Origin of the sequence: Bacillus sp. Au-Bac7 (assembly GCF_021341655.1) — a bacterium.
In the GTDB taxonomy this organism is placed as follows: Bacteria; Bacillota; Bacilli; order Bacillales; family Cytobacillaceae; genus Niallia.
In genome coordinates this window covers 1-24,969 of the sequence record NZ_JAJTTG010000003.1, presented here as the reverse complement: position 1 = coordinate 24,969, position 24,969 = coordinate 1, and the positions used below count along the sequence as shown (strand labels likewise).

At 38.8% G+C, this 24,969-nt stretch carries 23 protein-coding genes and 1 pseudogene; 21 read left to right on the top strand and 3 right to left on the bottom strand.

Annotated features, from left to right (window positions below; translation table 11 throughout):
• Positions 1-41 precede the first annotated feature (41 nt).
• The 6 genes from LXM54_RS13230 (at position 42) to LXM54_RS13200 (ending at position 11,172) form a co-directional block, all read left to right on the top strand.
• Positions 42-3,947, top strand: coding sequence for a PA14 domain-containing protein (locus tag LXM54_RS13230; protein WP_325169577.1), 3,906 nt, complete (start codon positions 42-44; stop codon positions 3,945-3,947).
• Between the two features lie 233 nt (positions 3,948-4,180).
• On the top strand, positions 4,181-5,725 hold the full coding sequence (locus tag LXM54_RS13220; protein WP_233315684.1) for a glycosyltransferase family 2 protein: 1,545 nt from the start codon (positions 4,181-4,183) through the stop codon (positions 5,723-5,725).
• 198 nt (positions 5,726-5,923) lie between these two features.
• On the top strand, positions 5,924-8,035 hold the full coding sequence (locus LXM54_RS28280; protein WP_282581404.1) for a CDP-glycerol glycerophosphotransferase family protein: 2,112 nt from the start codon (positions 5,924-5,926) through the stop codon (positions 8,033-8,035).
• Positions 8,036-8,109: 74 nt separating this feature from the next.
• On the top strand, positions 8,110-8,931 hold the full coding sequence (locus tag LXM54_RS13210) for an ABC transporter permease (RefSeq protein WP_233315683.1): 822 nt from the start codon (positions 8,110-8,112) through the stop codon (positions 8,929-8,931).
• A gap of 13 nt (positions 8,932-8,944) precedes the next feature.
• A complete protein-coding gene (tagH, locus tag LXM54_RS13205; RefSeq protein WP_233315682.1) occupies positions 8,945-9,754 on the top strand; it encodes a teichoic acids export ABC transporter ATP-binding subunit TagH in 810 nt (269 codons plus the stop codon).
• A gap of 356 nt (positions 9,755-10,110) precedes the next feature.
• The gene (locus LXM54_RS13200; protein ID WP_233315681.1) at positions 10,111-11,172 is read left to right on the top strand and encodes a glycosyltransferase family 4 protein; all 1,062 of its coding nucleotides are present in this window, start codon (positions 10,111-10,113) and stop codon (positions 11,170-11,172) included.
• Positions 11,173-11,225: 53 nt separating this feature from the next.
• On the opposite strand, the gene LXM54_RS28005 is transcribed toward LXM54_RS13200, so the two are convergent.
• The 3 genes from LXM54_RS28005 to LXM54_RS13190 form a co-directional block, all read right to left on the bottom strand.
• Complete coding sequence (locus tag LXM54_RS28005; protein ID WP_267913391.1) at positions 11,226-11,360, bottom strand: hypothetical protein; 135 nt, start codon at positions 11,358-11,360, stop codon at positions 11,226-11,228.
• 124 nt (positions 11,361-11,484) lie between these two features.
• A complete protein-coding gene (locus LXM54_RS13195) occupies positions 11,485-12,633 on the bottom strand; it encodes an LCP family protein (protein ID WP_233315680.1) in 1,149 nt (382 codons plus the stop codon).
• A 133-nt stretch (positions 12,634-12,766) separates the two neighbouring features.
• Positions 12,767-13,399: a YigZ family protein gene (locus tag LXM54_RS13190; RefSeq protein ID WP_233315679.1), complete on the bottom strand. Its 633-nt coding sequence runs from the start codon at positions 13,397-13,399 to the stop codon at positions 12,767-12,769.
• 490 nt (positions 13,400-13,889) lie between these two features.
• Between LXM54_RS13190 and LXM54_RS13185 the strand changes: the two genes are divergently transcribed.
• The 15 genes and pseudogenes from LXM54_RS13185 to LXM54_RS13115 all read left to right on the top strand — a co-directional run.
• Entirely contained in the window at positions 13,890-15,035 is a 1,146-nt protein-coding gene (locus LXM54_RS13185) for a sensor histidine kinase (protein WP_233315678.1), read from the top strand.
• Between the two features lie 33 nt (positions 15,036-15,068).
• Entirely contained in the window at positions 15,069-15,758 is a 690-nt protein-coding gene (locus tag LXM54_RS13180; RefSeq protein ID WP_233315677.1) for a response regulator, read from the top strand.
• Positions 15,759-15,935: 177 nt separating this feature from the next.
• The gene (sda, locus tag LXM54_RS13175) at positions 15,936-16,067 is read left to right on the top strand and encodes a sporulation histidine kinase inhibitor Sda (protein ID WP_233315676.1); all 132 of its coding nucleotides are present in this window, start codon (positions 15,936-15,938) and stop codon (positions 16,065-16,067) included.
• A gap of 152 nt (positions 16,068-16,219) precedes the next feature.
• Complete coding sequence (locus tag LXM54_RS13170) at positions 16,220-17,059, top strand: DegV family protein (protein WP_233315675.1); 840 nt, start codon at positions 16,220-16,222, stop codon at positions 17,057-17,059.
• A 116-nt stretch (positions 17,060-17,175) separates the two neighbouring features.
• Entirely contained in the window at positions 17,176-18,666 is a 1,491-nt protein-coding gene (locus tag LXM54_RS13165) for a DEAD/DEAH box helicase (RefSeq protein ID WP_325169576.1), read from the top strand.
• Positions 18,667-18,677: 11 nt separating this feature from the next.
• Complete coding sequence (locus tag LXM54_RS28275) at positions 18,678-19,370, top strand: ComF family protein (protein ID WP_233315674.1); 693 nt, start codon at positions 18,678-18,680, stop codon at positions 19,368-19,370.
• Positions 19,371-19,396: 26 nt separating this feature from the next.
• Positions 19,397-19,795 (top strand): TIGR03826 family flagellar region protein, encoded by a 399-nt coding sequence (locus LXM54_RS13155; protein WP_233315673.1) that lies wholly within the window; start codon positions 19,397-19,399, stop codon positions 19,793-19,795.
• 254 nt (positions 19,796-20,049) lie between these two features.
• Complete coding sequence (gene flgM / locus LXM54_RS13150) at positions 20,050-20,328, top strand: flagellar biosynthesis anti-sigma factor FlgM (RefSeq protein WP_233315672.1); 279 nt, start codon at positions 20,050-20,052, stop codon at positions 20,326-20,328.
• A 20-nt stretch (positions 20,329-20,348) separates the two neighbouring features.
• Positions 20,349-20,846, top strand: coding sequence for a flagellar protein FlgN (locus LXM54_RS13145; RefSeq protein WP_233315671.1), 498 nt, complete (start codon positions 20,349-20,351; stop codon positions 20,844-20,846).
• A gap of 13 nt (positions 20,847-20,859) precedes the next feature.
• Complete coding sequence (flgK, locus tag LXM54_RS13140; protein WP_233315670.1) at positions 20,860-22,422, top strand: flagellar hook-associated protein FlgK; 1,563 nt, start codon at positions 20,860-20,862, stop codon at positions 22,420-22,422.
• Between the two features lie 11 nt (positions 22,423-22,433).
• On the top strand, positions 22,434-23,321 hold the full coding sequence (gene flgL, locus LXM54_RS13135) for a flagellar hook-associated protein FlgL (protein WP_233315669.1): 888 nt from the start codon (positions 22,434-22,436) through the stop codon (positions 23,319-23,321).
• A 141-nt stretch (positions 23,322-23,462) separates the two neighbouring features.
• Positions 23,463-24,053 carry a DUF6470 family protein gene (locus LXM54_RS13130; RefSeq protein WP_233315668.1) on the top strand — a complete coding sequence of 197 codons (591 nt, stop codon included), beginning with the start codon at positions 23,463-23,465 and terminating at the stop codon, positions 24,051-24,053.
• 14 nt (positions 24,054-24,067) lie between these two features.
• A complete protein-coding gene (gene fliW / locus LXM54_RS13125; RefSeq protein WP_233315667.1) occupies positions 24,068-24,517 on the top strand; it encodes a flagellar assembly protein FliW in 450 nt (149 codons plus the stop codon).
• Between the two features lie 4 nt (positions 24,518-24,521).
• Positions 24,522-24,743 carry a carbon storage regulator CsrA gene (csrA, locus tag LXM54_RS13120; RefSeq protein ID WP_233315666.1) on the top strand — a complete coding sequence of 74 codons (222 nt, stop codon included), beginning with the start codon at positions 24,522-24,524 and terminating at the stop codon, positions 24,741-24,743.
• A 130-nt stretch (positions 24,744-24,873) separates the two neighbouring features.
• Positions 24,874-24,969, top strand: a pseudogene (locus LXM54_RS13115) (flagellin); the annotation flags it as partial.

Genomic DNA, 24,969 nt, shown 5'->3' with positions numbered 1-24,969 from the left:
AGATAATATAAGTATATAAAACTACTAAAATGATGAGGTGTATGATTATAGAAAAGTTACTAGGCAAGAAGACTTATGTTTTGTTGTTTTTTTCTATTGTTGGTCTTTGGTTTATTTGCCCTGAACAAAAAAAGGCAGCAGAAGCAGCCTGGTCAGGGAATTTCTATAATAATTCCAGCCTGTCAGGAGAAGGCATAGCTGCACAGTTTCAAAATCTTCATCTGAACTGGGGCTATGATAAGCCGATGACTGGTGTTGGGACGAATAATTTTTCCGCATCATTTACACAGACCATTAATGTCCAAGATAGTCAGAAGGATTATTTTCTGCAAGCATTTGCTGATGATGGTGTCAGGATGTATCTGGATAATAAATTATATATAGATGGTTGGAGCACCTCTGGCCAAACCTTTTCTACACCTATGAAAAATATGACAGCAGGAGCCCATAATGTAACTGCAGAGTATGTGGAGGCAGGAGGAAAGTCTATCCTGTTTGCTGATGTGTTGCCTTTTGACAGTTGGGTCGGCTATTTCTACAATAATACAACTAAAAAAGGTGCACCTGAAGATGCCTTTCATTTCACATCTTCAGAGTCAGACCTCGCATTTAATTATGGCTATAATGCACCAGGTGCAAAAAATATTGGTGCAAATAATTTTTCGATGAAGCTGTACACCTATAAAAACCTTGCCGCAGGGCAGTATGTGATCAGCACAAAATCTGATGATGAAATCCAAGTTTTTATAGATAATAAAAAAATCCTTGAAAAGAAAAGTCCGGGAGAAGAAAAAATCCTAATTAATGTGGCTGATTCTGCCCAAGGAAGCGCGCATGCAATCAGAATTGAATATGTGGAAAAAACGGGCAAAAGCTATTTAGATTTCTCCATTAAACCTGTTAAGGAAGAGTTAACTGCCAACTCGTGGTTAGGTGCCTATTTTAACGGAACAACTGCAGCTGGAACAGGAAATGTGTATGGAGGAATCAGCAATGTGTTTTTCAACTGGAAAACTAATGCTCCAAACTCGAAAACTAGTAAAGATAATTTTTCTGCTTCTTATTATAAGCTGCTGAATGCAGGTAATTACTTTGTTCATACAATTGCAGACGATGGCATTAGTGCAGCAGTCAATGGACAGTCTTTATTCAATCGCTGGACTTCATCTTCAGGTAAAGAGAATAAAGCAGCAATAACAAATCTGCAATCATCTAATAATGTTTTGCAAATTAATTATTTGGAAAAAACAAGCAATGCTTTTGTGAGTGCAGATGCCCTTCCGTTTGGACAGTGGCTTGGTTATTATTATGCAAACACTGGATTAAAAGGAGTGCCTGCGAACAATAAAAGTATAAAGGGAGACGGAAATGGTGCTTTCAGCTTTGATGTTGGCACTGGAAGTCCTGCATCCGGCGTTCCAGCTGACAATTATACAGCACAGTTCATTACTGCGATGAAGCTGTCAGCAGGAGATTATGTTATTCGTGCAATGGCAGATGACGGAATCCGTGTTTATGTAGATGATAAGCTGGTGTTAGACAAGTGGGGCAGCAGCTCAGCAGAAAATGCAATGAAAATCAGCATTAGTGATCTGGAAGTATCAGATGCCGCTAAAAGGGATGTTCATTGGATTAAAGTTCAATACTTGGAGAAAAGCGGGAAGTCAAAGCTAAGCTTTGATATCAAACCATTGGAGCAAACTGTTACTTCAAGTGATTGGCTGAATATATTTTATCCAACAAAGAGTCTATCTGGAAATGGTATAGTTGTCGGCGGAAAGAATGCAAAGCAAACGGTCAAGCTTATTCAATATAAATGGAATAAGAGTGCGCCACTTGCTGGAATTCCCGCAGATGGTTTTTCTGCATCCTTCCTGAAAAAGATCACAGGAAATCAGGATTATTTTGTTTCAACGTTTGCAGATGACGGCATTCGTGTCAAAGTAGACAATCAAGCTATTATCGACCGCTGGAAAAATTCAGGCGGCGTGTATAATAACGGATTGATCACAGGTTTAAGCTCTGGCGATCATCTAATCCAGACAGACTACTACGATAATGGCAGCAGTGCCTATGCTTTTGCAGATGTACAGCCATTAGGCAACTGGATTGCGTACTATTATAATAATATGACATTGGCAGGAGCTCCAGTGAATTCAAAGGTTGTAAATAACAGCAACAGTTTTACACTTACCCAAGATTTTGGTACAAATGCACCTGCATCAACAGTGAAAGCAGATGGCTTCTCAGCAAAGTATGTGACAGCAAAACGAATCGAAGCAGGAGAATATATCATCCGCGGGCTGTCTGATGATGGGGTTCAGATTTTTGTTGATGGTCAATTAGTCATTGATCAGTGGAGTAACGGATCTTACCGTGAGAAGGCTACAAAAGTTAAGATTGCCGATACGAAGGACGGCAATATCCACTGGATTGAAGTGCGGTATTACGACAATAAGAGTGCTGCGAAATTCCAGCTATCCTTTGTGCCGTACTCAGAAGATAATTTAGTTCATGATTCTGGCTGGTATGCAGAGTATTATCCGAAGATTATCGGGGAGGATGAGATTCCTGTCTATACATTGACAGACAGTGTAAAACCAGTCATTGTCGGGGGCAAGGATTCAATTGCAAAGGTAACAGATGTTTACTTTGACTGGGGTTCAGGATCGCCATCCGGCTTGAGTGCAGATAAGTTTTCGGCTGTTTACCGGAAAAATATTTATATCGCAGAAGACGGTTTATATAATTTCACAATCCTTGCTGATGATGGTGTCATCTTAGAGATAGATGGTGAAAAAGTAATAGATTCATGGCAAAGCAGTGCTGGCAAGCGGGAAGTTTCGGGCTACAGCCTTGCAAAGGGTGAGCATAAATTTGTTCTTAAATATTACGAGAACACTGGAAATGCCTCAGTGAAGTTTGAAATGAAGAAAGCAAAAGCTGTATTTACAGCATATGACTATTTATCTTATTCATTAGATGATGCGGTTACAATTCAGGCGAGCAAATATGCTCAAACAGATAAAAAGTATAAAGCATATATGAGAGAAGATGCGTTCTCTTATATTAGCAGCTATAGTAATTACGGACTTATTACAAGCGGCAGCTGGAATGTCCGAGGAGGTCCAAGCCTGACTGATTGGGTAATCGGCAAATTTACAACTGGTGATAAAGTGACTATTTTGTCAAAGGTAGCGGACGATTCCGGGATGGACTGGTATGAAGTAGATTTCTATAAATATTATGATGAAACTGCTGCAGCCACATCTGATGTGCCTGCACAATATAGGCTGTCCTATCACACATGGGTCAACGCAGGTCCTATGGACATTAAATACTATTTAAATCCAGAGAACTTTATGAATGATGAAAAGCAGAAGCTTCAATTCCTGAAGCTGTCTGAAAGTGCGAACTTAAATGAGACCGAAGTAAACGAAAAAATTCTGAATGGCAAAGGAATTTTCGTCGGAAAGGCGAGTTCCTTCATAGATGCTGGCAAGCAGTATGGAATCAATGAAATATATTTGATTTCTCATGCTATGCTTGAAACAGGAAACGGAACCTCTGAGCTTGCTACAGGCGTAACCGTTTCGAGCGTGGACGGCAAAGCAGTAACACCAAAAACTGTTTATAATATGTATGGAATCGCAGCATACGATGATTCACCGACTAAGAGCGGATCAGAATATGCTTACAAACAAGGCTGGACAACGCCGGAAAAAGCAATCGTCGGCGGAGCAGAGTTTATCGGCAAAAATTATATAAATAATGCCACATACAAACAAGACACGCTCTATAAGATGAGATGGAATTCCGACAATCCAGGAGTTCACCAATATGCTACAGATGTAGGCTGGGCAAGCAAACAAGTAAACAGAATGAAATTATTATATGATTTGCTTGATTCCTACGAGATGTATTTTGAAGTTCCGATCTATAAATGATAAAGATGCCAGCACTTTCTTTAAGGAGTGCTGGCTTTTATTTGATTTAGTGCAATACTACTATTTAGAATAGTAGTAATAATGCTTATTTTTGCTTGCTTGCCTAAATATGATAGGTTAATGTTTAAGAAAAACTGCAAAATGTGTATAATAATAAAATGGTTACTTTTGTAAACAAAAAGTCCATCTAAAATACATAGTGTATTTGATAATGAAGAGGCGGTGTTTTTATAGTGTCTAGCTATAATAAAAAACAATTCGAAGCACAACATAAAATTGACTATAATAATGAAGGCTACTATGTCTACAATAAAAAAAGCAGCATATTCAATGTCTTAAAAAAGAAGAAGGATAAGCTGGTAACAGTAGTCACACCTGTTTATAATGCAGAAAAATACTTAAGCAAAACAGTAGATTCTGTTATCAACCAGACAATCGGCTTTGATAATGTGGAATATATTCTTGTTGATGACGGTTCAACAGATATGTCCAGACCAATGCTGCTGGAATATGCTCAAAAACATCAAAATATGATGGTTGTTTTCTTGAAGGAAAATACAGGAACGCCTGCACAGCCAAGAAACCTTGGTATCGAGCTTGCAACAGCTCCGTATATTACCTTCCTTGATGCTGATGACTGGTTGGAAAGCAACGGCTTGGAGATTCTTTACAATATTCTTAAAGAAACAAATGATGATTATGTTGTTGGGAAGACAATCCAAGTAGAAAGCAAATCTACTAAAATAGTTGGGGAACATGAGTCATGCAAAGAAAGAAGAGGCATTCTCGCAACATCAATCCCACATATATTCCAGCATTTAGGGCCGCGTTCCCGTATGATGAAAACAAGCCTGCTAAAAGAAAACAATATCCGTTACCCGGAAATGAAATACGCAGAGGACAAGCAGTTCTTTATTGATGTTTTAGTAGCAACTAAAACAATCTCAACGACTACTAATGTTATCTACTACTTGAACAGGCTTGATGAAAACGATGCTTCACTGACGAAACAGACGAGCATTATGCAAAAGATGGATACAAACATTAAAGTTATCAACTATGTGAAGGCAAAGAAACTCGATGAGAAAACGGAAAAGATGATTTTGAATCGTCTCTACGAATTCGATTGCATCACAAGATTCTTTAATCGTCAGCATTTCTTTAAAAGCAAAAATAAAAAAGCATATTACGATAAATTTAATGAAGTTCTTGAAACAACAAAGGATCTTGGCTACAACATTGAGGATCAATTCTTCCATCCGATTAATAAAGTTGTTTATAACATGTACTTAAACGGTGAACAAGATAAAATTGCCGATTTGTACAAATGGGATAAAAAAGAAAAAGTGAAGGATATTGTCGTGCGTGATAATGAGCCTTACATGGTTACACCATTTGAAGATAAGAAGCATATTCGCGTTGCTATGGCCGGCTTTTATGAAGAGGGTGTGTTCGGCGAAAACGATTATACATTGGACTTCCATTTATATGGTGATTCCATTGATAATGTGGATGATATGATTCTCCGCGACCGAGGAAATACGGAAAATCAGTATTCCTTTGCTGTCGAGAGAGTCGATAAGCATCATTTCCGATTGACTATTCCATTGACTACAATGCTTGAGTTCTCAAAAGGAAGCTATGCAATATTTGTCCGCTATAATGAATACCAAAAAATCAGCTTAATCCGCTTAGATTACACACAAAAGATTATGGATAAGAAGCTGTACCAATTCTATACGACGATCAATTCAAATCTTGGCTTGAATATTAAGTAAGCTCATCCTATAGTGCGGGCCTGTAAAGGCCTGCAGCTATAGGTTTTTTTCATTTCTGTGACAAGAATGACGATTGTCAATGACTTTGGGCAGGGGTCTTCTAAATAAGTTTGAAATCCATTCACGTAACCTATATAATGTTTGATAGATTGTAAAGTACGTGAATTTCGGTACTGTATGTTTGAGAGGAGTAGCATAATGAGTGAATCTGGATATGTTCATAAACAGGCACATAAGGTATTTATCAATAATGATCTATTATCTGTGAAGTTCTGTTTTAAACATGAATTGCTTGAGGCGAAGCAGACAAGCCTTGTACTAATTCAAAGGGGCTCTGAAAATGTAGTCGCAGGATCCATCAAGCAAATTGATATAAATGAGGATTTTGGAATTTACGAATCGGCAATAAGCCTGACTGACAATAAAGAGGATTTCAGCAAAGAAGCTGTTTGGGATCTGTACTTAGTTGTGAAGGACGAAGAAGCAGACATAGAAAAGAAATATAGAATAAAAAGCAATAAGGCAGCACTAGAGCTTAACTTCTACCTATATGAAGAGGGTACAATGTTCTATGCTTATACAACGAATAAAGGAAATGTGTCCTTTAAGACAGTTGTCCAAAGAATTATTGCGAATATTGAGGAAGCCCATCTCACAAGCGGTAGTCTTGTGCATATTTCTGGATACGGCTTCAATCCGCAGTCACAAAAGCAGCCTGTCGAAAAAAAGCTGATTATCACGAATAATATCAATGAGGAAGTATATAATATTGCTCTTGAGAACAAGCATCGAAGCGACTTGCAGGAAATGTACGGCGGTACCGACCATAACTACGAAACAATCGGCTTTGAAGGCAAACTTGACTTGAGCCAATATCTTTTCCAGTCAGAAGCTATCTATTATCGCTTCTATTTGGAGCTTACGTATGAAGAAAATGGCGAAACAGTAAAAATACTCAGCCCGAGATTAAAGTTTGTGTCCTTTAATCCAAAATATAAAAGACAAAGAACTCGTATTACTACGATGTACGGCAAAAAAAGAGTATTGCTTAAATCAACAGCGAAAAACAATTATCTTTCTGTTAAAGTTGCTGATTTTAATGCAAAAATGGAGCTTAAAGCAAGAATTAAAGGCAAGCTTGTGCGTATTAAGCGAAGCAAAAAGGCGAAGAAGCTCTTTAAGCTTGCATTTAAAATGCTCGGCATGCTTCCAGCAAGCAAAAATACAGTCATATTTGAAAGCTTTTTGGGTAAACAGTACAGTGACAGCCCAAGAGCGATTTATGAATATTTAAAAGAAAACCACCCAGAGTATAAGCTGTACTGGAGTGTTGATAAAAGATTCATTCAAAACTTTGAGGACAGAGGCATTAACATCACGCCGAGATTCTCTATCAAATGGCTCTTCAGAATGGCGCGAGCTCAATATTGGGTAAGCAACAGCCGTCTGCCGCTTTGGATTCCAAAACCAAAGAATACAACATACTTGCAGACTTGGCATGGAACACCGCTGAAACGACTTGCTGCCGATATGGATGAAGTGCATATGCCTGGCACCAATACAAAGAAATATAAAAGAAATTTCCTTAAAGAAGCAAGCAACTGGGATTATCTTGTATCACCAAATGCTTATTCAAGCGAAATCTTTGCAAGAGCTTTCGATTTCGACAGAACGATGATTGAATCAGGTTATCCGCGGAATGATGCGTTGATTAATGATAATCATGTGGATAATATCACTGCCATTAAGGAGAAATTCGCCTTGCCGATGGATAAGAAAATTATCCTTTATGCACCAACATGGCGTGATGATCAGTTCTATGGAAAAGGAAAATATAAGTTTGATTTAGAGTTAAACCTTGACCAGCTAAGAGAAGAGCTTGGTGATGATTATATCGTCGTTTTACGGATGCACTATTTAGTTGCAGAGAACTTCGATCTTACTCCATATGTAGGCTTTGCCTATGACTTCTCGAATTATGAGGATATCAGGGAGCTTTACTTGATTTCTGATTTGCTGATTACTGATTATTCTTCCGTATTCTTCGATTACGGTAACTTAAGAAGACCAATGATCTTCTACGTATATGATATTGACACATATCGTGACAAGCTTCGCGGCTTTTACTTTGATTTTGAGCAAAAGGCACCAGGTCCATTAGCAAAAACAACGGATGAAGTTATTGAATATATCCGCCAAGCGGAAAAAGAGCCTCTTAACGAACAGTTCGAGGAGTTCTATAATACGTTTTGTTATTTGGAAGATGGGGAAGCATCTAAGAGAGTGGTTGAAGAAGTATTCCTTAAGTAGAGCAAACATACTTAAGCTTACATTAAAAAGCCCATTTAGTCCTATTTGGCTTATGAGAGAAGGGTTAGGTTTACATGGTTTCAATGTTTAAAGTAATAAAAGAACAATATGATAATTTTCATTTGATCAATAGATTGGCTGCCTATGAACTGAAAAGTGCCAACAACAATAACTATTTGGGAAGCTTATGGGAACTGTTGAACCCTGCTATTCAGATTGCAATTTATTGGTTTGTTTTCGGGTATGTACAAGACAGGGATCCTATTGAATATGCTGGTGGAGGAACATACGAGTTCTTCCCATGGATGCTTGCAGGGATTACCATCTGGTTCTTTATTTATCCGTCAATAACACATGGTTCGAAATCGATTTATACAAGACTGAAGATGGTTTCTCGCATGAACTTCCCGTTAAGTGCGATCCCATCCTATGTGATTTTGTCGAAGTTAATGCCGCAATTGCTGCTGATGCTTGTGACAATCATTATTTTTCAGTTTATCGGATTACCAATTAACATATACTATTTGCAGCTTCCATACTTTTTGGTAGCAACAATTCTGTTTTTATTTTCTTTGTCCTTAATCACATCGACAATTTCAACAATAGTGAGGGACTTTCAAATGCTCGTTCAATCATTAATGAGGGTTTTGCTTTATATTACACCGATTCTTTGGCCGTTACAGGACCGCTTCGGTGAAACATTCCAATTTGTAATGCAGCTGAATCCATTTTATTATTTGATTGAAGGTGTCCGCTATTCGCTTTTAGGCGAAGGCTGGTTCTTTATCGAGCATGGCTGGTTAACCCTTTATTTCTGGGCTATTCTGCTTGTCTTCTTATTCCTAGGTTCTTATTTACATGTAAGGTTCAGAAGGCATTTTATTGATTTCTTATAATGGAAGTGATTGTATGACAAAATCTGTCGTAGTGAAGAACTTGACGAAAAGATATAAACTATACAGCAGCAACAAGGAAAAAATGATGGATATTTTCTTGCCGAAAAGCTATGGCGAGCCTTTCTATGCTCTTCGAGATGTTAGCTTTGAAGCGGAAAAAGGGGATACGATCGGCTTTGTCGGCATAAACGGTTCTGGTAAGTCGACGCTTTCCAATATTATTGCAGGCATCGTTCCAGAAACGAGCGGGACTGTTGAAATAGATGGACAGGCTTCCTTGATTGCTGTTGCAGCAGGGCTTAATAATCAGCTGACAGGTAGGGAAAACATTGAGCTGAAGTGCTTAATGCTCGGCTTCAGCAAAGAAAAGATTAAGGCTCTTGAGCCGGATATCATCGATTTTGCGGAGCTCGGCAAGTTCATTGATCAGCCAGTTAAATCCTACAGCAGCGGGATGCGTTCTCGTCTTGGTTTTGCAATATCTGTTCATACAGATCCAGATGTCCTTATTATTGATGAAGCTTTGTCAGTAGGGGATAAGGCATTTGGCGAGAAATGTTTGGAAAAAATGCAAGAATTTAAGGAACGCGGCAAAACGATGTTCTTTGTCAGCCACTCTATCGGCCAAATGAAGAAATTCTGTGAAAAAGCGATTTGGCTTGAATTTGGCAAGGTAAAAATGGAAGGCAGCATTAAAGACGTTATCCCAGCTTACGAAAAATTTATGGACGATTATAAAAAGATGTCCAATAAAGAGAAGAAGCAGTACAGGGAAAATGCTTTTAAAGAACGAAGTGAAGAGAAAGAAACAGTACACAGCTAATTATATGCAGCATCCAAAAGAGGCTTTGTTGTTCGGTCAGCCTCGCTTGGATGCTGTTTTTTATTGCAATTGTAAAGGTAAGGAATGATTGGCAATAGAGAAAAGCGGGGAAATAGCATTAAGATGGAGATTTTATGTCCATATTATAAGTAAACAGTGCAACTTTTTCTTGTGATACTACGTCTTATATTATATATTTATAAAGGGTTTTAACATATTGTAATTTAAATGTAAACTATCATGAAGATTTAAACAAGATTTATTAAGATGAAATATGCTATAATCATTTTTGAAAATATAAGCTTAAGAAGAAAGCGCAGATGCCTAATATTTAAAGGGGCATTGGGGAGGATCTTATGATTTATATAATACTTATTACATGTTTTTTTGGATCCATCATACTTACTCCTTTAGTGAAAAAACTGGCATTTAAATTAGGAGCAGTAGATAAACCAGAACAACGTAAAGTACATCAGAAAATTATGCCCCGTATGGGCGGTTTAGCAATATATATCAGCTTCATTATCGGAGCTTTAATTATCAATCCGAATAAAGATTATCATTTCCCGATTTTAATCGGAAGCACAATCATTATCATCACAGGCATATTAGATGATATTTATAATCTGTCTGCCAAGATTAAATTTTTGACGCAAACATTAGCAGCGGTAGTTGTGGTTGTGTGGGGCGGCGTACAAGTTGAATTCATCAACTTGCCGTTCGGGGGTCAAATTGAGTTTGGGTTCCTCGATGTTCCAATTACGATTCTTTGGATCGTCGGAATTACGAATGCGATTAATTTAATTGATGGTCTGGATGGACTAGCTGCAGGAGTTTCCTCCATCGCCTTGTTCACGATTACTGGGATGGCGATGATTATGGGCAATGGTTATGTTATCGCCATTTCATCAATTGTGCTTGCAAGTACATTAGGATTTTTGTTCTTTAACTTTTATCCGGCGAAAATCTTTATGGGTGATACAGGTGCATTATTCCTCGGATATATAATCGCTGTTATGTCCTTGCTAGGCTTTAAAAACGTTACATTAATCTCGTTCGTCATTCCAGTGATCATCTTAGGTGTACCGATTTCAGACACGTTTTTTGCAATTATCCGCAGGCTTATTAACAAGCAGCCTTTATCTGCACCTGATAAATCCCATCTTCATCACTGTCTGCTTAATATCGGCTTCACACATAGACAGACGGTTATCGTGATTTATGCAATGGCGACATTCTTTGGATTAGTTGCTGTCATCTTCTCACAAGCGAAGGTGTGGGGAGCTATTCTCCTGATTGCGACAGTGCTGCTGATTATAGAGTTATTTGTCGAAAAGATAGGGCTTGTCGGCAAGAATTATAAGCCTATCCTTAAATTCATTAACGATATACGATATGCAGCAGATAAAGAGCGTTAAAGCAGAATCAAAAAAAGCTTACCAATGGGTAAGCTTTTTTTGATGATTACTAATTACAAATCATCATCTGTAATGCTCTCAAGCACTGGAAGTTCGTCCTCTTCATCATCCATCAAAAATGAATCATGTTCCGACCACAGCGGCCTTTCGAGCGCATAATTAATTAATGACCAAACTGATTTAATCATCGATGTTTCCCTCGTTCGTGATAGTTTTTATGGCATCAATAGTATTTACAAAAACTAGCCATTTTATAGGGAAAACAATAAAAAAGACGATGGGAGGCTTGTCCCATCGTCTTTTTTGTGACTTTTAATTAGTTGTCGTTGTATCTGTTGTGGATTCATTATATGTCGAATCCGTCGTTGATGTGCCTGTGCTGTCCGTCGTTCCAGTAGTGCTGTCTGTAGAAGTATCAGAAGAACCAGTAGTATCCGTTGTTGTGTCATCACTGCTGTTTATATCATCTTTAATTCCTAGATGCTCCTGCAGGATTGCTTTTGTTTCTTCCAATGCTGTTGGGTCTAACTGGTACACATATGCACCATCTACGTTGCCGTCAGAGCCAGTTAAAGTCAAGCTTTCCACTTGCAGGCCGTTTTCAGCTGTCGCATATGCCAGAAGGGACTGAATATTGCTGAATGAAAGGTCTGTTGTCATGTTATCGCCGACAGCCTCCATTAGCTTGGAATACTTTGTAATAGCTTGAGCGGAAACAGCTTTATCCATAATTGCCTTCATAATCAATTGCTGGCGTTTCCCGCGTTCAATGTCATTGTCGATTTTTCGTGTTCTAGCTAGTGCTAACGCTTCTTCACCATTAAGAGTCTGTAAGCCTTTTTCTAAATGAATAGCATTTTCACCTTTTTGGTCTTTCGAGTTTTGCTCTGTAAATGTTACAGGAACGTCAACTTCAATGCCGCCAAGTGCTTCAACAACATCCATGAAAGCATCAAAGTTCATTTTTGCGTAATAATCTACAGGTACATCCAATAAGTTCTCTACTGTTTCAATGGTCGATGTTACACCGCCAAAGTAATGGGCATGTGTGATTTTGTCGTTATAGCCTCTTTCAGGGATATAAACATAGGAATCACGGGGAATGCTCAATAGCTTGACTGATTTTTCTTTTTCATTCAATGTTGCAAGCATTAATGCATCTGAACGAGATCTCGTCGTTCCAGATGATGACGAACGTTTTTCACTGTCATCGACACCGATAAACAGAATCGATATATCATCTATATCAGGGTCTACTGCCGCATCACGGAGAGAAGATTCTCTGTCAATCGGCTGGTAGGAGTCTTCTACCACTGATTTTGCCTTTGTATAGAGGAATGCGCCATAGCCAATGCCACTTGCGGCAATCACCAGTAATGGTACTAGAATGAAGGTTAGGATTTTCTTTCTCTTTCGCTTCTTTTTATTATGGTTTACATAAGATTCTCTATTTGATGCCATTGGTTTCTCCTTTAAAGTGTTGATTTTAGAAACTATTTATAGCCATTATTCTTATCTTACTATCTCGTCTCATATTAATAACTAGTGTTTTATTTCTTATTAAGGAATAATTTAATAAGAAAAGGGAAAATATTCATATAAGGGATTCGAGATAGACAGCTTCTTTTTCTGTTAGTATGCCCTGGCCATTCGTTAATTCTGTCATCCAATCCTTGTATGATTCAATATTTTCTGTTTCAACATACACATCAATCTCTACTGCCTCTAAATAGTGGATTTCCTTCAATTGATAAGGGGAGGATCTTAATTCATTTTCTATTTTTCCGAGGAAAGTATAGTCGATAGTAACACCTATTACTGTCATTAATTTTCTCTCTACAACACCAGTTGCTGTGATGCCTTCAGAGGCTGATTTTCCGTATGCACGGATAAGACCGCCGGCACCAAGCTTAATTCCCCCAAAGTAGCGTGTTACGACAACTGCTGTATCTTTCAGCTTCCTTTTTTTCAGCACTTCTAAAATCGGGACTCCGGCTGTACCGCTTGGCTCTCCATCGTCATTTGCCTTTTGAATTTGGTCATTTTCACCGATTAAATAAGCTGAACAGTTATGGGTTGCATCTTTATGCTTTTTTTTTATATCTATAATAAACGCTTGTGCTTCTTCTTCACTAGTAGCTCTGCAGACATGTGCGATGAAGCGCGATTTCTGTATGATGATCTCATGTTCTCCATAGCCTTTTACAGTATGGTAGCAAGGAAGCATTCAAATCGCTCCTTTCTAATAAAAAACTCATAAAATGTTTGTTATAACGAACGAATAAGAATATAATATTTTATAGCCTTATTTCATTATAATTCGACATTCTTCATTCTTCAATTGTTGATGTGTTTGTAACAGAATTTTAATATTAGTCCGATATCTCCATGTTATAATAAGTAAAACTCCATGCCCAAAAAGTCCCTTGCAAAAAAAGCGGATTTAACGTGATTTAAACGTAAATACAGAACTGCCACGGATTGGCTGTATTGACGCAAGATGGCAGAATAGGGCAAAGGACATTTGTATATGATAAAATAAAATCCTTAAAATTTTCTTAAATAGGTAATTAGTATCACTCTTATTGGGTAATATATATGTCGAAATAACGATTTTATAATATTTAACCATGAAATTATACATATTTTCTACTTTCACGCTAAAATAAGATTTGATACAGGAAGGGTTTTCAGCCTTTTTGGAGGAATTATATAATATGATAATAAGGAAATTTGATACGAAAACACTAGATTTCATATTAGAAAAAATGGTTGAGACTGTCAGCTCCAGCAAGGATGAAATATTTCGCATTGGAGAACAGTGTCGAAAGGATTATGAGAAGCTGACAGAAGAGCTAAAAGAAATAAGAAATCTAGTCCTGCAAACAATTGAAGAAGGAGATAAGCTCGAGGCGCAATCCCGCTTTGCAAGGAAACGCTTGTCAGAAGTAAGCAAGCATTTCAATGAGTACTCCGAGCTTGAAGTGCGTGAGGCGTATGAAAAGGCGCACAGCCTGCAAATGGACCTCAGCATGAACAGACATCTGGAAAAACAATATCGTGAAAGGCGCGACGATATTGAGAGAAGGCTCATTGGGCTTGACGAGACAATTGAAAGGGCCGATCATCTTGTCACCCAAATTACCGTTGTAATGAAATACTTAATCAGTGATTTGAAGCAGGTAGGGGAAGTCCTTGAGGATGCAAAACAAAAGCAGGACTTTGGCCTAAAAATAATCGGAGCCCAGGAAGAGGAGCGAAAGCGGCTTTCAAGGGAAATTCATGACGGTCCCGCTCAAATGATGGCAAACGTTATGATGCGCTCTGATCTAATTGAAAGAATATATAAGGAACATGGTGCACAAGAAGCATTTGAAGAGATTAAAAATCTTAAGCTGATGGTCCGCAGTGCTCTGTATGAAGTGAGACGAATCATCTATGACCTTCGCCCGATGGCTTTGGATGATTTAGGTCTTGTTCCTACATTAAAAAAATATTTAAAGACAACAGAAGAGTATTATCAAACAGCTAGTATCAGCTTTTCAACAATAGGCAAGGAAATAAGGCTGCCAGGCAAATATGAAGTAGCATTGTTCCGGCTTATTCAAGAATCCGTTCAGAATGCGTTGAAGCATGCAGAAGCAAAGACAATCCTTGTAAAAATAGAGATGAGACGCGATCAAGTAATCGTAGTCATCAAGGATGACGGCAAAGGGTTTGATAAGACGGTTAAAAAGCAAGAATCCTTTGGGTTAATTGGGATGAGAGAGAGAGTAGAGCTGCTTGAAGGGGAATTATCAATTGACTCTAAAATTGGATCAGGAACACTTGTTATGATTAATGTTCCAATAAAAACTACTTAAATTGATAGTGTGAGAATAGGGGAGGCGAAGCAATTGGCTACAACGAAAATAGTTATTATAGATGATCATCAATTGTTCAGGGAAGGTGTTAAACGTATCTTGGATTTCGAATCAAGCTTTGAAGTTGTCGCAGAAGGCGATGACGGTTCACAAGCGATCCAGCTTGTAGAAGAATATCAGCCTGATGTAACAATCATGGATATTAACATGCCGACAACAAATGGTGTGGAAGCGACAAGACAGCTTTTGGAGAAGTTTCCAGAAACAAAAGTCATTATCCTTTCCATTCATGATGATGAAAACTATGTAACACATGCACTAAAAACAGGAGCAAGCGGCTATCTATTAAAAGAGATGGATGCAGATGCACTTGTAGAAGCAGTTAAAGTAGTGGCGGACGGCGGGTCATACTTGCATCCGAAAGTTACGCATAACCTTGTAAATGAATACCGCAGATTGGCAATGGAAGAGTCAGGCGGCGGAGAGCATTATGTACAAACAGTTGAAATAAGAAGACCGCTACATCTGTTAACACGCCGTGAGTGTGAAGTATTGCAGCTTCTTGCAGACGGTAAGAGCAACAGAGGTATAGGTGAAGCATTATTTATCAGTGAAAAAACGGTAAAAAACCATGTCAGCAATATCCTGCAAAAAATGAACGTAAACGACCGGACACAAGCAGTTGTCGTAGCGATCAAAAACGGCTGGGTAGAAGTGCGCTAAAAGAGTTTCCCTCTATTGGGAAGCTTTTTTTTTTGCGAAAATGTCGATTTTTGTCCAAAGAAGCAGAAAAATTCATATTTTTGTAAAAAAGTCGACGGAATTAGGATAAAATCCCTATGTGCAACAGCGGTTAGATAGTGCAGAATATTCATAAATAAAGGGATAGGAGTGCTTGAGATGAGCGGAGTAAATATTCTTTCAAATGCCGAGCTGGTAAAAGCATATCGCCTGGCAATCTCACTTGATTTGGAAGTCGAATTTATCGCCATACTTTTTGAAGAATTGAATCGCAGAGAATTGAAATACTGACATAATGTCTTTCTATATATGATAAACGTCTGCTATAAACTACCTTTTTTGTCTACAATAATAAAATTAGCCTATATTTGATGCAAATATTTTATTTTTTAGTTAAAATATACATCATACAATTGTATAGATAAGGAAGGTATTACACAAAAATGAAAACAGCTATTGTAACAGATAGTACTGCTTATATAACAAAAGAAGTAAAAGACAAATATGATATACATATGATTCCGTTAACGGTTGTGTTCGGAAATGAAATTTACGAAGAAGAGGTAGATTTGGAGGCTGGTCAATTTTACGAAGAAGTAAAAACAAAACCGCTTCCGACTACCTCTCAGCCGTCGATTGGGAAGTTTGCTGAACTATTTGAGCGCCTTTCACATGATTACGATGAAGTAATCAGCATCCATCTATCAAGCGGCATCAGCGGGACTTACCAAGGTGCAATAACTGCTGGCACTATGGTTGATAACATCAATGTTTTTGCATTTGATACAGAAATCAGCTGCATGGTTCAAGGTTTCTATGCAATAGAAGCTGCCAAGCTTTCCAAGGCTGGCAAAACTGCTGCAGAAATTATTCCTATACTTGAAGAGCTTAAAAAGACAAGCCATGCTTATTTCATGGTGGATGATTTAGCTCATTTGCAGCGCGGCGGACGCTTGTCCAGTGCACAAGCATTGATTGGCAGCCTGCTTCAAGTAAAACCGCTATTGCATTTCGAAGACAAGGTCATTGTTCCTTTCGAAAAGATTCGCACAAGAAAAAAAGCGATGAAGCGCATTGTCGATCTTCTTGCAGAAGCAACTAATGGCGAAGAGTACCAGGCAGTCATCATCCATGCAAACCGAGAAGAGGAAGCGATTGAATGGAAAAGGGGGCTTTCAGAAACATACCCTAATATTGAGTTTTCCATCAGCTACTTCGGTGCAGTTATCGGCACTCATCTTGGCGAAGGGTCCATGGGCCTTGGCTGGATGAAAAAACTATAAAACGTTCAAGATCCTGTCTATTAATAGAGACAGGATTTTTATTTTGTTAGGAGGAATTAAAGCATGCATAAAGAATAATGAATAAGTAAAATAAAATGAATAAGGAGGCGCACATAATGCTTTTTAGCATTTCCCCACAGAACGAGCTCATTCCTGTCCTCGCTCCTCGGCCTGATTTAATGCGTATTACAGACCTTCCTCTCCAAACTCCTCATCCACTAGACACTAATTTCTGCTACAGTAAAAATCTCCAAGCAACCTTAGAAGGTAAAAAACTGCTTTTTGAGGAAATTTCCATTTCATTAGAAGAAATCCAAGAACACTACCTGAAAGGCTGTTGTGCCTATCATCCTGGCATTAGAAGAAATAGCAATAAGCTCATTTGCGCACGATGCGGAAATAAGCGCCAAGAGCTTTTTGCTTCCTACCAATGTGCCCGGTGCAAGAGGGCCTGTGCTTATTGCCGCAATTGTGTGATGATGGGCAGAATATCTGAATGTAGCCCGCTGATTAGCTGGACAGGTCCAGCAACCGTTATAACTCCTTGCACATTAGAATGGCAGGGTAGCCTTTCTCCAGGACAGCAGCATGCCTCCAGCAAAATAGTGGAAGCTGTCGAACGAAACAGTGAAATTCTTGTGTGGGCAGTTTGTGGTGCAGGGAAAACGGAAGTTTTATTTAAAGGAATAGAAAAAGCCCTCAGCACACAAAAAAGAGTGTGTATTGCCAATCCAAGAACAGATGTCGTCCTTGAACTGACACCGAGGCTGCAGCGAGCCTTTCCAACAATCAACGTAATCCCTTTGTATGGTGACAGCGGCAACAAGCTGAAGCACAGCTCACTGTTTATCAGCACAACGCATCAGTTATATCGCTTTGAGCAAGCTTTTGACCTCATTATTCTTGATGAAATGGACGCATTTCCATACTCTGCTGATGAAACATTGCAGCATGCCATAAATAAAGCGAGAAAAAGTAAATCAACATTGGTGTATTTAACAGCAACTCCTAATAAAAGCTGGCAGCGTAAATGCAAACATAAAAAGATAGCGTATGTAAAAATCCCGGCACGTTATCACAGACACCCATTGCCTGTTCCTCGCTTTATATGGTGCGGCAATTGGGAAAAGCTCCTAAATCAAGGCAAGCTGCCCCAAAGGCTGCTTGTATGGTTAAAGGAGCGGCTAAGCAAGGGCAAACAAGTTCTCTTATTTTTGCCGAAGATAGCGCAATTAGAAAAAGCAAAGACTATTTTGGGACAGTTGGACAGCAAGGTGGAATCAGTTTTTGCTGCCGATCCGCACAGAATAGACAAGGTGAAAAAAATGCGAAACAAGGAAATAAATCTGCTGATTACTACGACTATATTGGAAAGAGGTGTTACTTTTCCAAATATAGATGTTGCTGTATTAGGTGCAGAAAATGATGTGTTCACTGATAGTGCTCTTATTCAAATTGCCGGGAGAGCTGGAAGAAGCAGCGAGCATCCAGACGGAGATGTGGTGTTTTTTCATCATGGGAAAACATGGAGTATGGTCGAGGCAAAGAATCAAATCGAAAACAGTAATAAGGAAGCTGCCCAAACAGGCATGCTTCTGCTTAGGTGAGGAGGAATAAAGTGCATTGTACATTTTGTTTAACTTCCCTAAGACCTGTCTTAAACTGGACTAGTTTATTTGCTGAGCAAAAAAGCGAATTGCTTTGTGAAGAATGCAAAAGTAAATTAGAGTTCATTACAGGAAGTCGGTGTTCTATTTGCAGTCGGCCTTTCTCTCGCATTGATTCAGAATATATAAGGGGCAGCTTGTGTCTTGATTGCTATAAGTGGGAACAAGATCCTCAATGGAAAGGAGTGCTGGATGGCAATACCTCTATTTTTGTGTATAATGACTTTTTAAAAGAAATCATTGCCCTTTTTAAATACAGAGGAGATCATAAAGTAGCAGGAGCGTTCGCTGCATACTTTCCCAAAAAAACTGCAAGAGGAAGAGTGGTATCACCTATACCGTTAAGTGAGGAAAGACTGTATGAGCGAGGCTTTAATCAATCAGAGGCAATTCTTGCATATACTCATTTAGGCTACAAGCAGCTATTATCTCGCGTTCATGGTGATAAACAGTCGAAAATCAGCAGACAGGAAAGATTGGAAAATACTGCTGTGTTTTCTGCGGCAAATATTGAGGGCTGCCATGCTCAACATGTGCTGCTCGTTGACGATATATATACTACAGGTGCAACGGTAAGGCAGGCGGCTAAAGTGTTGAAAAATGCAGGAGCCAATACTGTCATTTCGTTCACTGTTGCGAGATGACAATTACTATGGGAGGAAAAGAGAAAATGGCTGAATTAGCGAACTGCCCTAAATGTGGGGACATTTATGTAGTAAATAATCTTAGGGATATTTGCCCTAAGTGCTATAAGCAAGAAGAAGCGGATTATGAAAAAGTGTATCAATTCATTCGCAAAAAGCAAAACAGAACAGCACCGATGGAACAAGTTGTGGCAAATACAGGAGTCGAAAAATCGTTAATATATAAATGGATTAAAAAAGGACGCATTAAGCTGTCCCAATTTCCTAACTTAGGTTATCCATGTGCAAAATGCGGCACACAAATCAGAGAAGGAAAGCTTTGCACGAGCTGTCTGTCGAACTTGCAAGGAGATATTAAAAGCATGGAAGCAGAAGAGGAACGAAAAAAACAGGCAAAATCAGCCACTTACTTTACTGGTAAATAATAGATAAACCTTAGCTCTTGGGCTGTACGTGACAGCCCAGATGCATACTTCGTTACCTTCTCTGTAGAATCTCCTAGACCAATCCTCACGACTTATTCATCAATATAGGAAAATACTCTTGGTGTTCCTGTTTTAAATTAGTCTTTTTGGCGCATTTTAAGAAAAAGCGAAGGAAATGTTTAAATAAAACGCTAATCATCCGATACTAGAGGTAGAGCTTTTCTGTACGGAAAAAAAGAAAGCGAGGAATAAACATGAAAATTAATAATTACGGAACACAAGGAATTAATCCATATAAAAAACAAGTAAGTAAAATAGATCAAGTAAAAACAGAAGCAGTTAAGGGGACAGACAAAATTGAAATCTCCTCTGCTGCTAAAGAACTTCAGCAAGTGACTCAAGTGTCACAAGCAAGAACTGAAAAAATTGAAGCATTAAAAAAACAAATTCAAAATGGCACATATGAAGTTCGTTCAGAGGATATTGCAAACAGCATTGTCAATTTCTATACGAAGAATAATCAAGCTAACTAATACTAAAAGGAGGGTCTCTAATGTCTGCGTCCTTATTGATTGAAGTGCTGGAAAAGCTCGTTAACTCTCATGCAAGCCTGTATGAAGTGGCGAAGAACAAAACAGAGATCATAAAGAAGGGGGATATAGAGTCCCTTCAGCAAGTAATGAAAGATGAGCAAGCGCATATCATGAGCATTCAAAAGCTGGAAGCGGCACGAGTAGAAGTTTGCCGAAAAATTGTTAAGACCGTTCATAATCCTACTATTTCTGATTGTTTAGAACTGATGGAGCCAGAACCTGCGAAACAGGCGGGCGAGGCAGCGGATAAACTGCGAAGCATTATTGGAGAGTTAAAAGATGCGAATACGTTAAATCAGCAGCTGTTAAGACAATCGATGCAATTTGTGAATGTATCATTAAGCTTGTTAAAACCAACCAAACAAAGCCTTAATTACGGTAAGCCGGTAAATGGAAATTCTGTTCACACAGGCAACATCGGAAAAACATCAAGCAGTCTTTTAAATATGAAGGCATAATGGAGGAGAAGTCATGGGATCAACCTTTATGGGACTTGAAACAGCAAGACGAGGGCTGGTAGCGCAGCAAAGTGCCCTATATACAACAGGTAATAATATTTCAAATGCTAATACTCTAGGCTACACTCGTCAAAGAGTTGACTTAGAGCAATCACAAAGCTTTCCTGGAGTCGGACAGAATGCGCCGAGAATTGCAGGACAATTAGGTACAGGTGTTACAGCAGGATCTGTCAGCAGAATCAGAGACAGCTTCCTTGATACACAATACCGCTCTGAGTCAAGCAAGCTGGGATATTGGGAAAACCGTACTACAGCAATGAGCAATTTGGAGACAATCATGAATGAACCTTCTGAGTCCGGGCTGTCTTCTTCGATGGATTCTTTCTGGGAATCATTGCAGGATTTGGCAACAGATCCACAGAATTCTGGAGCACGTGCCGTTGTGCGTCAACGCGGTATTGCCGTATCAGAAACATTCAATTACTTGCATAAAACAGTATCAGCTGAAAAGAGCGATGCGAAAAACGAGCTTGGTGTTGCAGAAAAAGCAATTAATACTATTCTTACTCAGTTAGACCAAGTTAATAAACAAATCGGCAGTGTAGAACCAAACGGATACTTGCCAAACGATTTATATGATCAGCGAGACAGCTTGCTGGACGAGCTTTCTTCTTATGCGAATATTAAAGTATCGTATGAAGCTTCTGGAGGCAATGCATTAGCACAAGCTGAAGGTAAAGCTGTTGTTACATTAGTTGATGATAAAGGCAACGCCTTGGGTACTTTAGTTGATAAAAATGGATATAACACAATCAAAGTTAACAGCAATGCTGATGACAGTGCTGTAACAAGCATAACCATCGGAGATTCAGAGATTAATATTAATGACTTTGAATCTACTGGGAAATTAAAGAGTATCGTAGAAGCATATGGCTATGAAGATGCAGATGGCAATTTGAAGGGCATATATAATGATATGTTGACAGAGTTAGATAACCTTGCTTATACATTTGCAACGAAGTTTAATGAGGTTCACCAAGAAGGAATGAGCCCGAACGAAATTGAAGCAGGCGAAAACCAGTCGATCTCCTTCTTTGCTGATTCTGAAAGTGCAGATGGATCCATTACAGATCGCAGTGGATTTGCAAGCAGAATCTCGATTTCTTCGAGCATTGAAAGCAGCTTAGATAATATTGCGAATGCTTCACCTGGAACAGATCCTTCGCAAGCAACACTTGGTGATGCAACATATGTGAGCAAATTGGCTGACATCATTAACCAGAAGTATGATTACGGCAACAATTCAGAGATGTCTAACTTCCGCAACTACTATGAAGGGGTTATCGGAAGTATGGCAGTTAGCGCACAGGAAGCAGAGAAGATGACTTCAAATGCAACGACTTTGCAGCAGACTGTTGAGAACAAACGGATGAGTACAAGTGCTGTTTCACTGGATGAAGAAATGACAAATATGATTCAATTCCAACAGGCTTACAATGCGGCAGCAAGAATGATTTCATTATCAGATGAACTTTTAGATACGATAATAAACGGCATGGGTGTCGGAGGGAGATAGGTGATTAAGCAATGCGCGTAACACAATCAATGCTTTCAGCAAACAGCTTGCGTAATATCAGCAACAGCTACAATAAGATGAACCAATTATCGAACCAAGTAGCAACAGGAAAAAAAATCACAAAACCATCAGATGATCCAGTTGTAGCGATGAAGGGTATGTACTACCGCTCCAGCCTGTCAGAGGTAGAGCAGTATAAACGCAACCTGTCAGAGCTGTACCTGTGGATGGATAACTCAGAGGCGTCAATGAACCAAGCAAGCTCAGGGCTAGACCGGGTAAGAGAATTGCTTGTTCAAGGGAAAACAGATACGAACGGTGTGGATGAAAGAGGCGCAATCGCTGAAGAAATTAACCAGATTAAAGAAGACTTGGTAAATGTAGCGAACACAAAGGTAAACGGAAAATACCTGTTCCATGGTACAGATATTTCTAATCCACCAGTAACTGCAGGAAACCCTCCGCAGGTTGCAGCGAATATTGCCGACGGATCAATTGACAGTTATACAGTGGAAGTTTCAAGCGGCGTTTCAATGAAAGCGAACGTGAATCCGGCAACCTTCAACCAAGAAATGTTTGATGTTGTACAGGAAATTCAAGACAAAATGGAAAACAATGATACAACAGGATTAGATGAATTGCTGACAAGACTTGATTCTGTCATGAATTCCTTGTCTAGCGAAAAGTCTGAGCTTGGTGCAAGATATAACCGCTTAGAAATGGTTGAGTCTAGAATTGACGCACAAGAAGTGCTTGCTAACAAAGTTCTTTCAGATAATGAAGATGTTGATATGGAAGTAGCAATCACAAACTTGTCTGTTCAGGAAAGTGTTCATAACGCTTCATTGAGCGTAGGAGCAAGAATTATTCAGACATCATTAATTGACTTCTTAAGATAATATAACTGACTTGGCTGGAAGCTTCGTTTTAAGACATTCCTAATCACTAGGCAAACGTCTCATTTCGCCTCAGTATTGTATAAACACTTGAAGCTATTCTGTAATGAATAGCTTTTTTTTATAGAAAGGAGAGAAATATTCATGCAAATACCACAGCTGCGGATTGATTCAACACCTGCTAAGCTTGGACTTACAACAGTCCAGCCGCAAGTTCAAATGGAGCAAAAGCCTGCTGATTTGTATATTGAGCAGCCAAAGGCAGAGCTGATTATTGATAAAAAAGCTGCTACTTTGACAATCGACCAAACAGAGGCAAGAGCCTATGAAGGTATGAAAACACGAGAAAGATTCATTGATGATTATGTCCAAAAAGGCCGCCAAGAATGGCTTAAAGGAATTGCAAGACGCATAAAAGACGGACAGCAGCTTGCAGCAATTGAAAATAAAGGTAATCCGATTCCGCAAATTGCCAAAAGAAACAGCGAAGGACCGCCGAAGCAGTTTGGTCTAGGCTGGATACCGCCAGCAAACAGTGTCAAAATCCAATATGATCCAGGCTATGTGAAAACATCCTTTGAAACACATGAACCAATTATTGATGTTAACCAAAATAAGCCACTAATCGACTATACACCTGGAAAAGTTATAACAGAATTAGTTCAATATCCAAGTTTAGAGATTCATTTTGAAAATTTAAAGTCCAATGGGGTAAACTATCAACAATCAAAATAAAAGGACTGATGTAATTGAAAATTAATACAAAGTTTCATGGAGAAAAAGAAATAACCGACAAGGAAATCATTCATTTTCCAAAAGGAATTCCTGCATTTGAAGAAGAACAACAATTCGTCATCCTGCCGATCGATGACCAAGAGCATATATTTATCCTTCAGTCTGTCACAAATGAAAATCTTGGTTTTGTTGTTGCAAACCCTTTCGTTTTTTTCAAGGAATATGAGTTTGAACTAGCAGAATCTACGACAAGCTTTTTAGAGCTAGAGTCAGACAGAGATGTTCTTATCTTTACCATTTTGACAGTCCAGGATCCTTTTGCAAAAACAACCGCTAATTTACAGGCGCCGATTATTCTTAACATAAAAAACAATCAAGCCCAGCAAGTAATTCTAAATTTGCCTGAATACAAAACAAAGCACAGCATTTTTTCACAACAACAATCAGAAGCGGTAAAGGGGTGAGAAGATGCTTGTACTATCCAGAAAAGTCGGCGAAGTAATCAAAATAGGCAATGACATCGAATTAACAGTCGTGTCAGTCAGCGGAGATCAAGTGAAGATAGGAATCAATGCACCTAAACAAGTCGAAATACATCGCAAAGAAGTATTCGATCAAATTTATAATGAAAATAAAGCAGCATCTGTTGACATCAGCAGTGTGTTAAATGTCTTCAAAAAAAATCCATAAAAATCGTTAAACAAAAATTTCTCCTGCCGATATATAAAGTAGAGCGGGGAAGGGCGGCCGACCTTCCCTAATCCTATAAAAGACAGTCCACAAGGATGTGGGCATATAATTCAAGGAGGAGAAATTTACAATGAGAATCAATCATAATATTGCTGCATTAAACACATACCGTCAATTGAGCTCTGCAACAACTGCTCAATCTAAATCAATGGAGAAATTGTCTTCA

Bases quoted from the DNA above. Each gene is read 5' to 3' on its own strand.
- LXM54_RS13230 (WP_325169577.1), top strand. From the start codon at position 42: ATGATTATAGAAAAGTTACTAGGCAAGAAGACTTATGTTTTGTTGTTT.
- LXM54_RS28280 (WP_282581404.1), top strand. From the start codon at position 5,924: ATGAGTGAATCTGGATATGTTCATAAACAGGCACATAAGGTATTTATC.
- LXM54_RS13210 (WP_233315683.1), top strand. From the start codon at position 8,110: ATGGTTTCAATGTTTAAAGTAATAAAAGAACAATATGATAATTTTCAT.
- tagH (WP_233315682.1), top strand. From the start codon at position 8,945: ATGACAAAATCTGTCGTAGTGAAGAACTTGACGAAAAGATATAAACTA.
- LXM54_RS13200 (WP_233315681.1), top strand. From the start codon at position 10,111: ATGATTTATATAATACTTATTACATGTTTTTTTGGATCCATCATACTT.
- LXM54_RS28005 (WP_267913391.1), bottom strand. From the start codon at position 11,360: ATGATTAAATCAGTTTGGTCATTAATTAATTATGCGCTCGAAAGGCCG.
- LXM54_RS13195 (WP_233315680.1), bottom strand. From the start codon at position 12,633: ATGGCATCAAATAGAGAATCTTATGTAAACCATAATAAAAAGAAGCGA.
- LXM54_RS13190 (WP_233315679.1), bottom strand. From the start codon at position 13,399: ATGCTTCCTTGCTACCATACTGTAAAAGGCTATGGAGAACATGAGATC.
- LXM54_RS13185 (WP_233315678.1), top strand. From the start codon at position 13,890: ATGATAATAAGGAAATTTGATACGAAAACACTAGATTTCATATTAGAA.
- sda (WP_233315676.1), top strand. From the start codon at position 15,936: ATGAGCGGAGTAAATATTCTTTCAAATGCCGAGCTGGTAAAAGCATAT.
- LXM54_RS13170 (WP_233315675.1), top strand. From the start codon at position 16,220: ATGAAAACAGCTATTGTAACAGATAGTACTGCTTATATAACAAAAGAA.
- LXM54_RS13165 (WP_325169576.1), top strand. From the start codon at position 17,176: ATGCTTTTTAGCATTTCCCCACAGAACGAGCTCATTCCTGTCCTCGCT.
- LXM54_RS13155 (WP_233315673.1), top strand. From the start codon at position 19,397: ATGGCTGAATTAGCGAACTGCCCTAAATGTGGGGACATTTATGTAGTA.
- flgM (WP_233315672.1), top strand. From the start codon at position 20,050: ATGAAAATTAATAATTACGGAACACAAGGAATTAATCCATATAAAAAA.
- LXM54_RS13145 (WP_233315671.1), top strand. From the start codon at position 20,349: ATGTCTGCGTCCTTATTGATTGAAGTGCTGGAAAAGCTCGTTAACTCT.
- flgK (WP_233315670.1), top strand. From the start codon at position 20,860: ATGGGATCAACCTTTATGGGACTTGAAACAGCAAGACGAGGGCTGGTA.
- flgL (WP_233315669.1), top strand. From the start codon at position 22,434: ATGCGCGTAACACAATCAATGCTTTCAGCAAACAGCTTGCGTAATATC.
- LXM54_RS13130 (WP_233315668.1), top strand. From the start codon at position 23,463: ATGCAAATACCACAGCTGCGGATTGATTCAACACCTGCTAAGCTTGGA.
- csrA (WP_233315666.1), top strand. From the start codon at position 24,522: ATGCTTGTACTATCCAGAAAAGTCGGCGAAGTAATCAAAATAGGCAAT.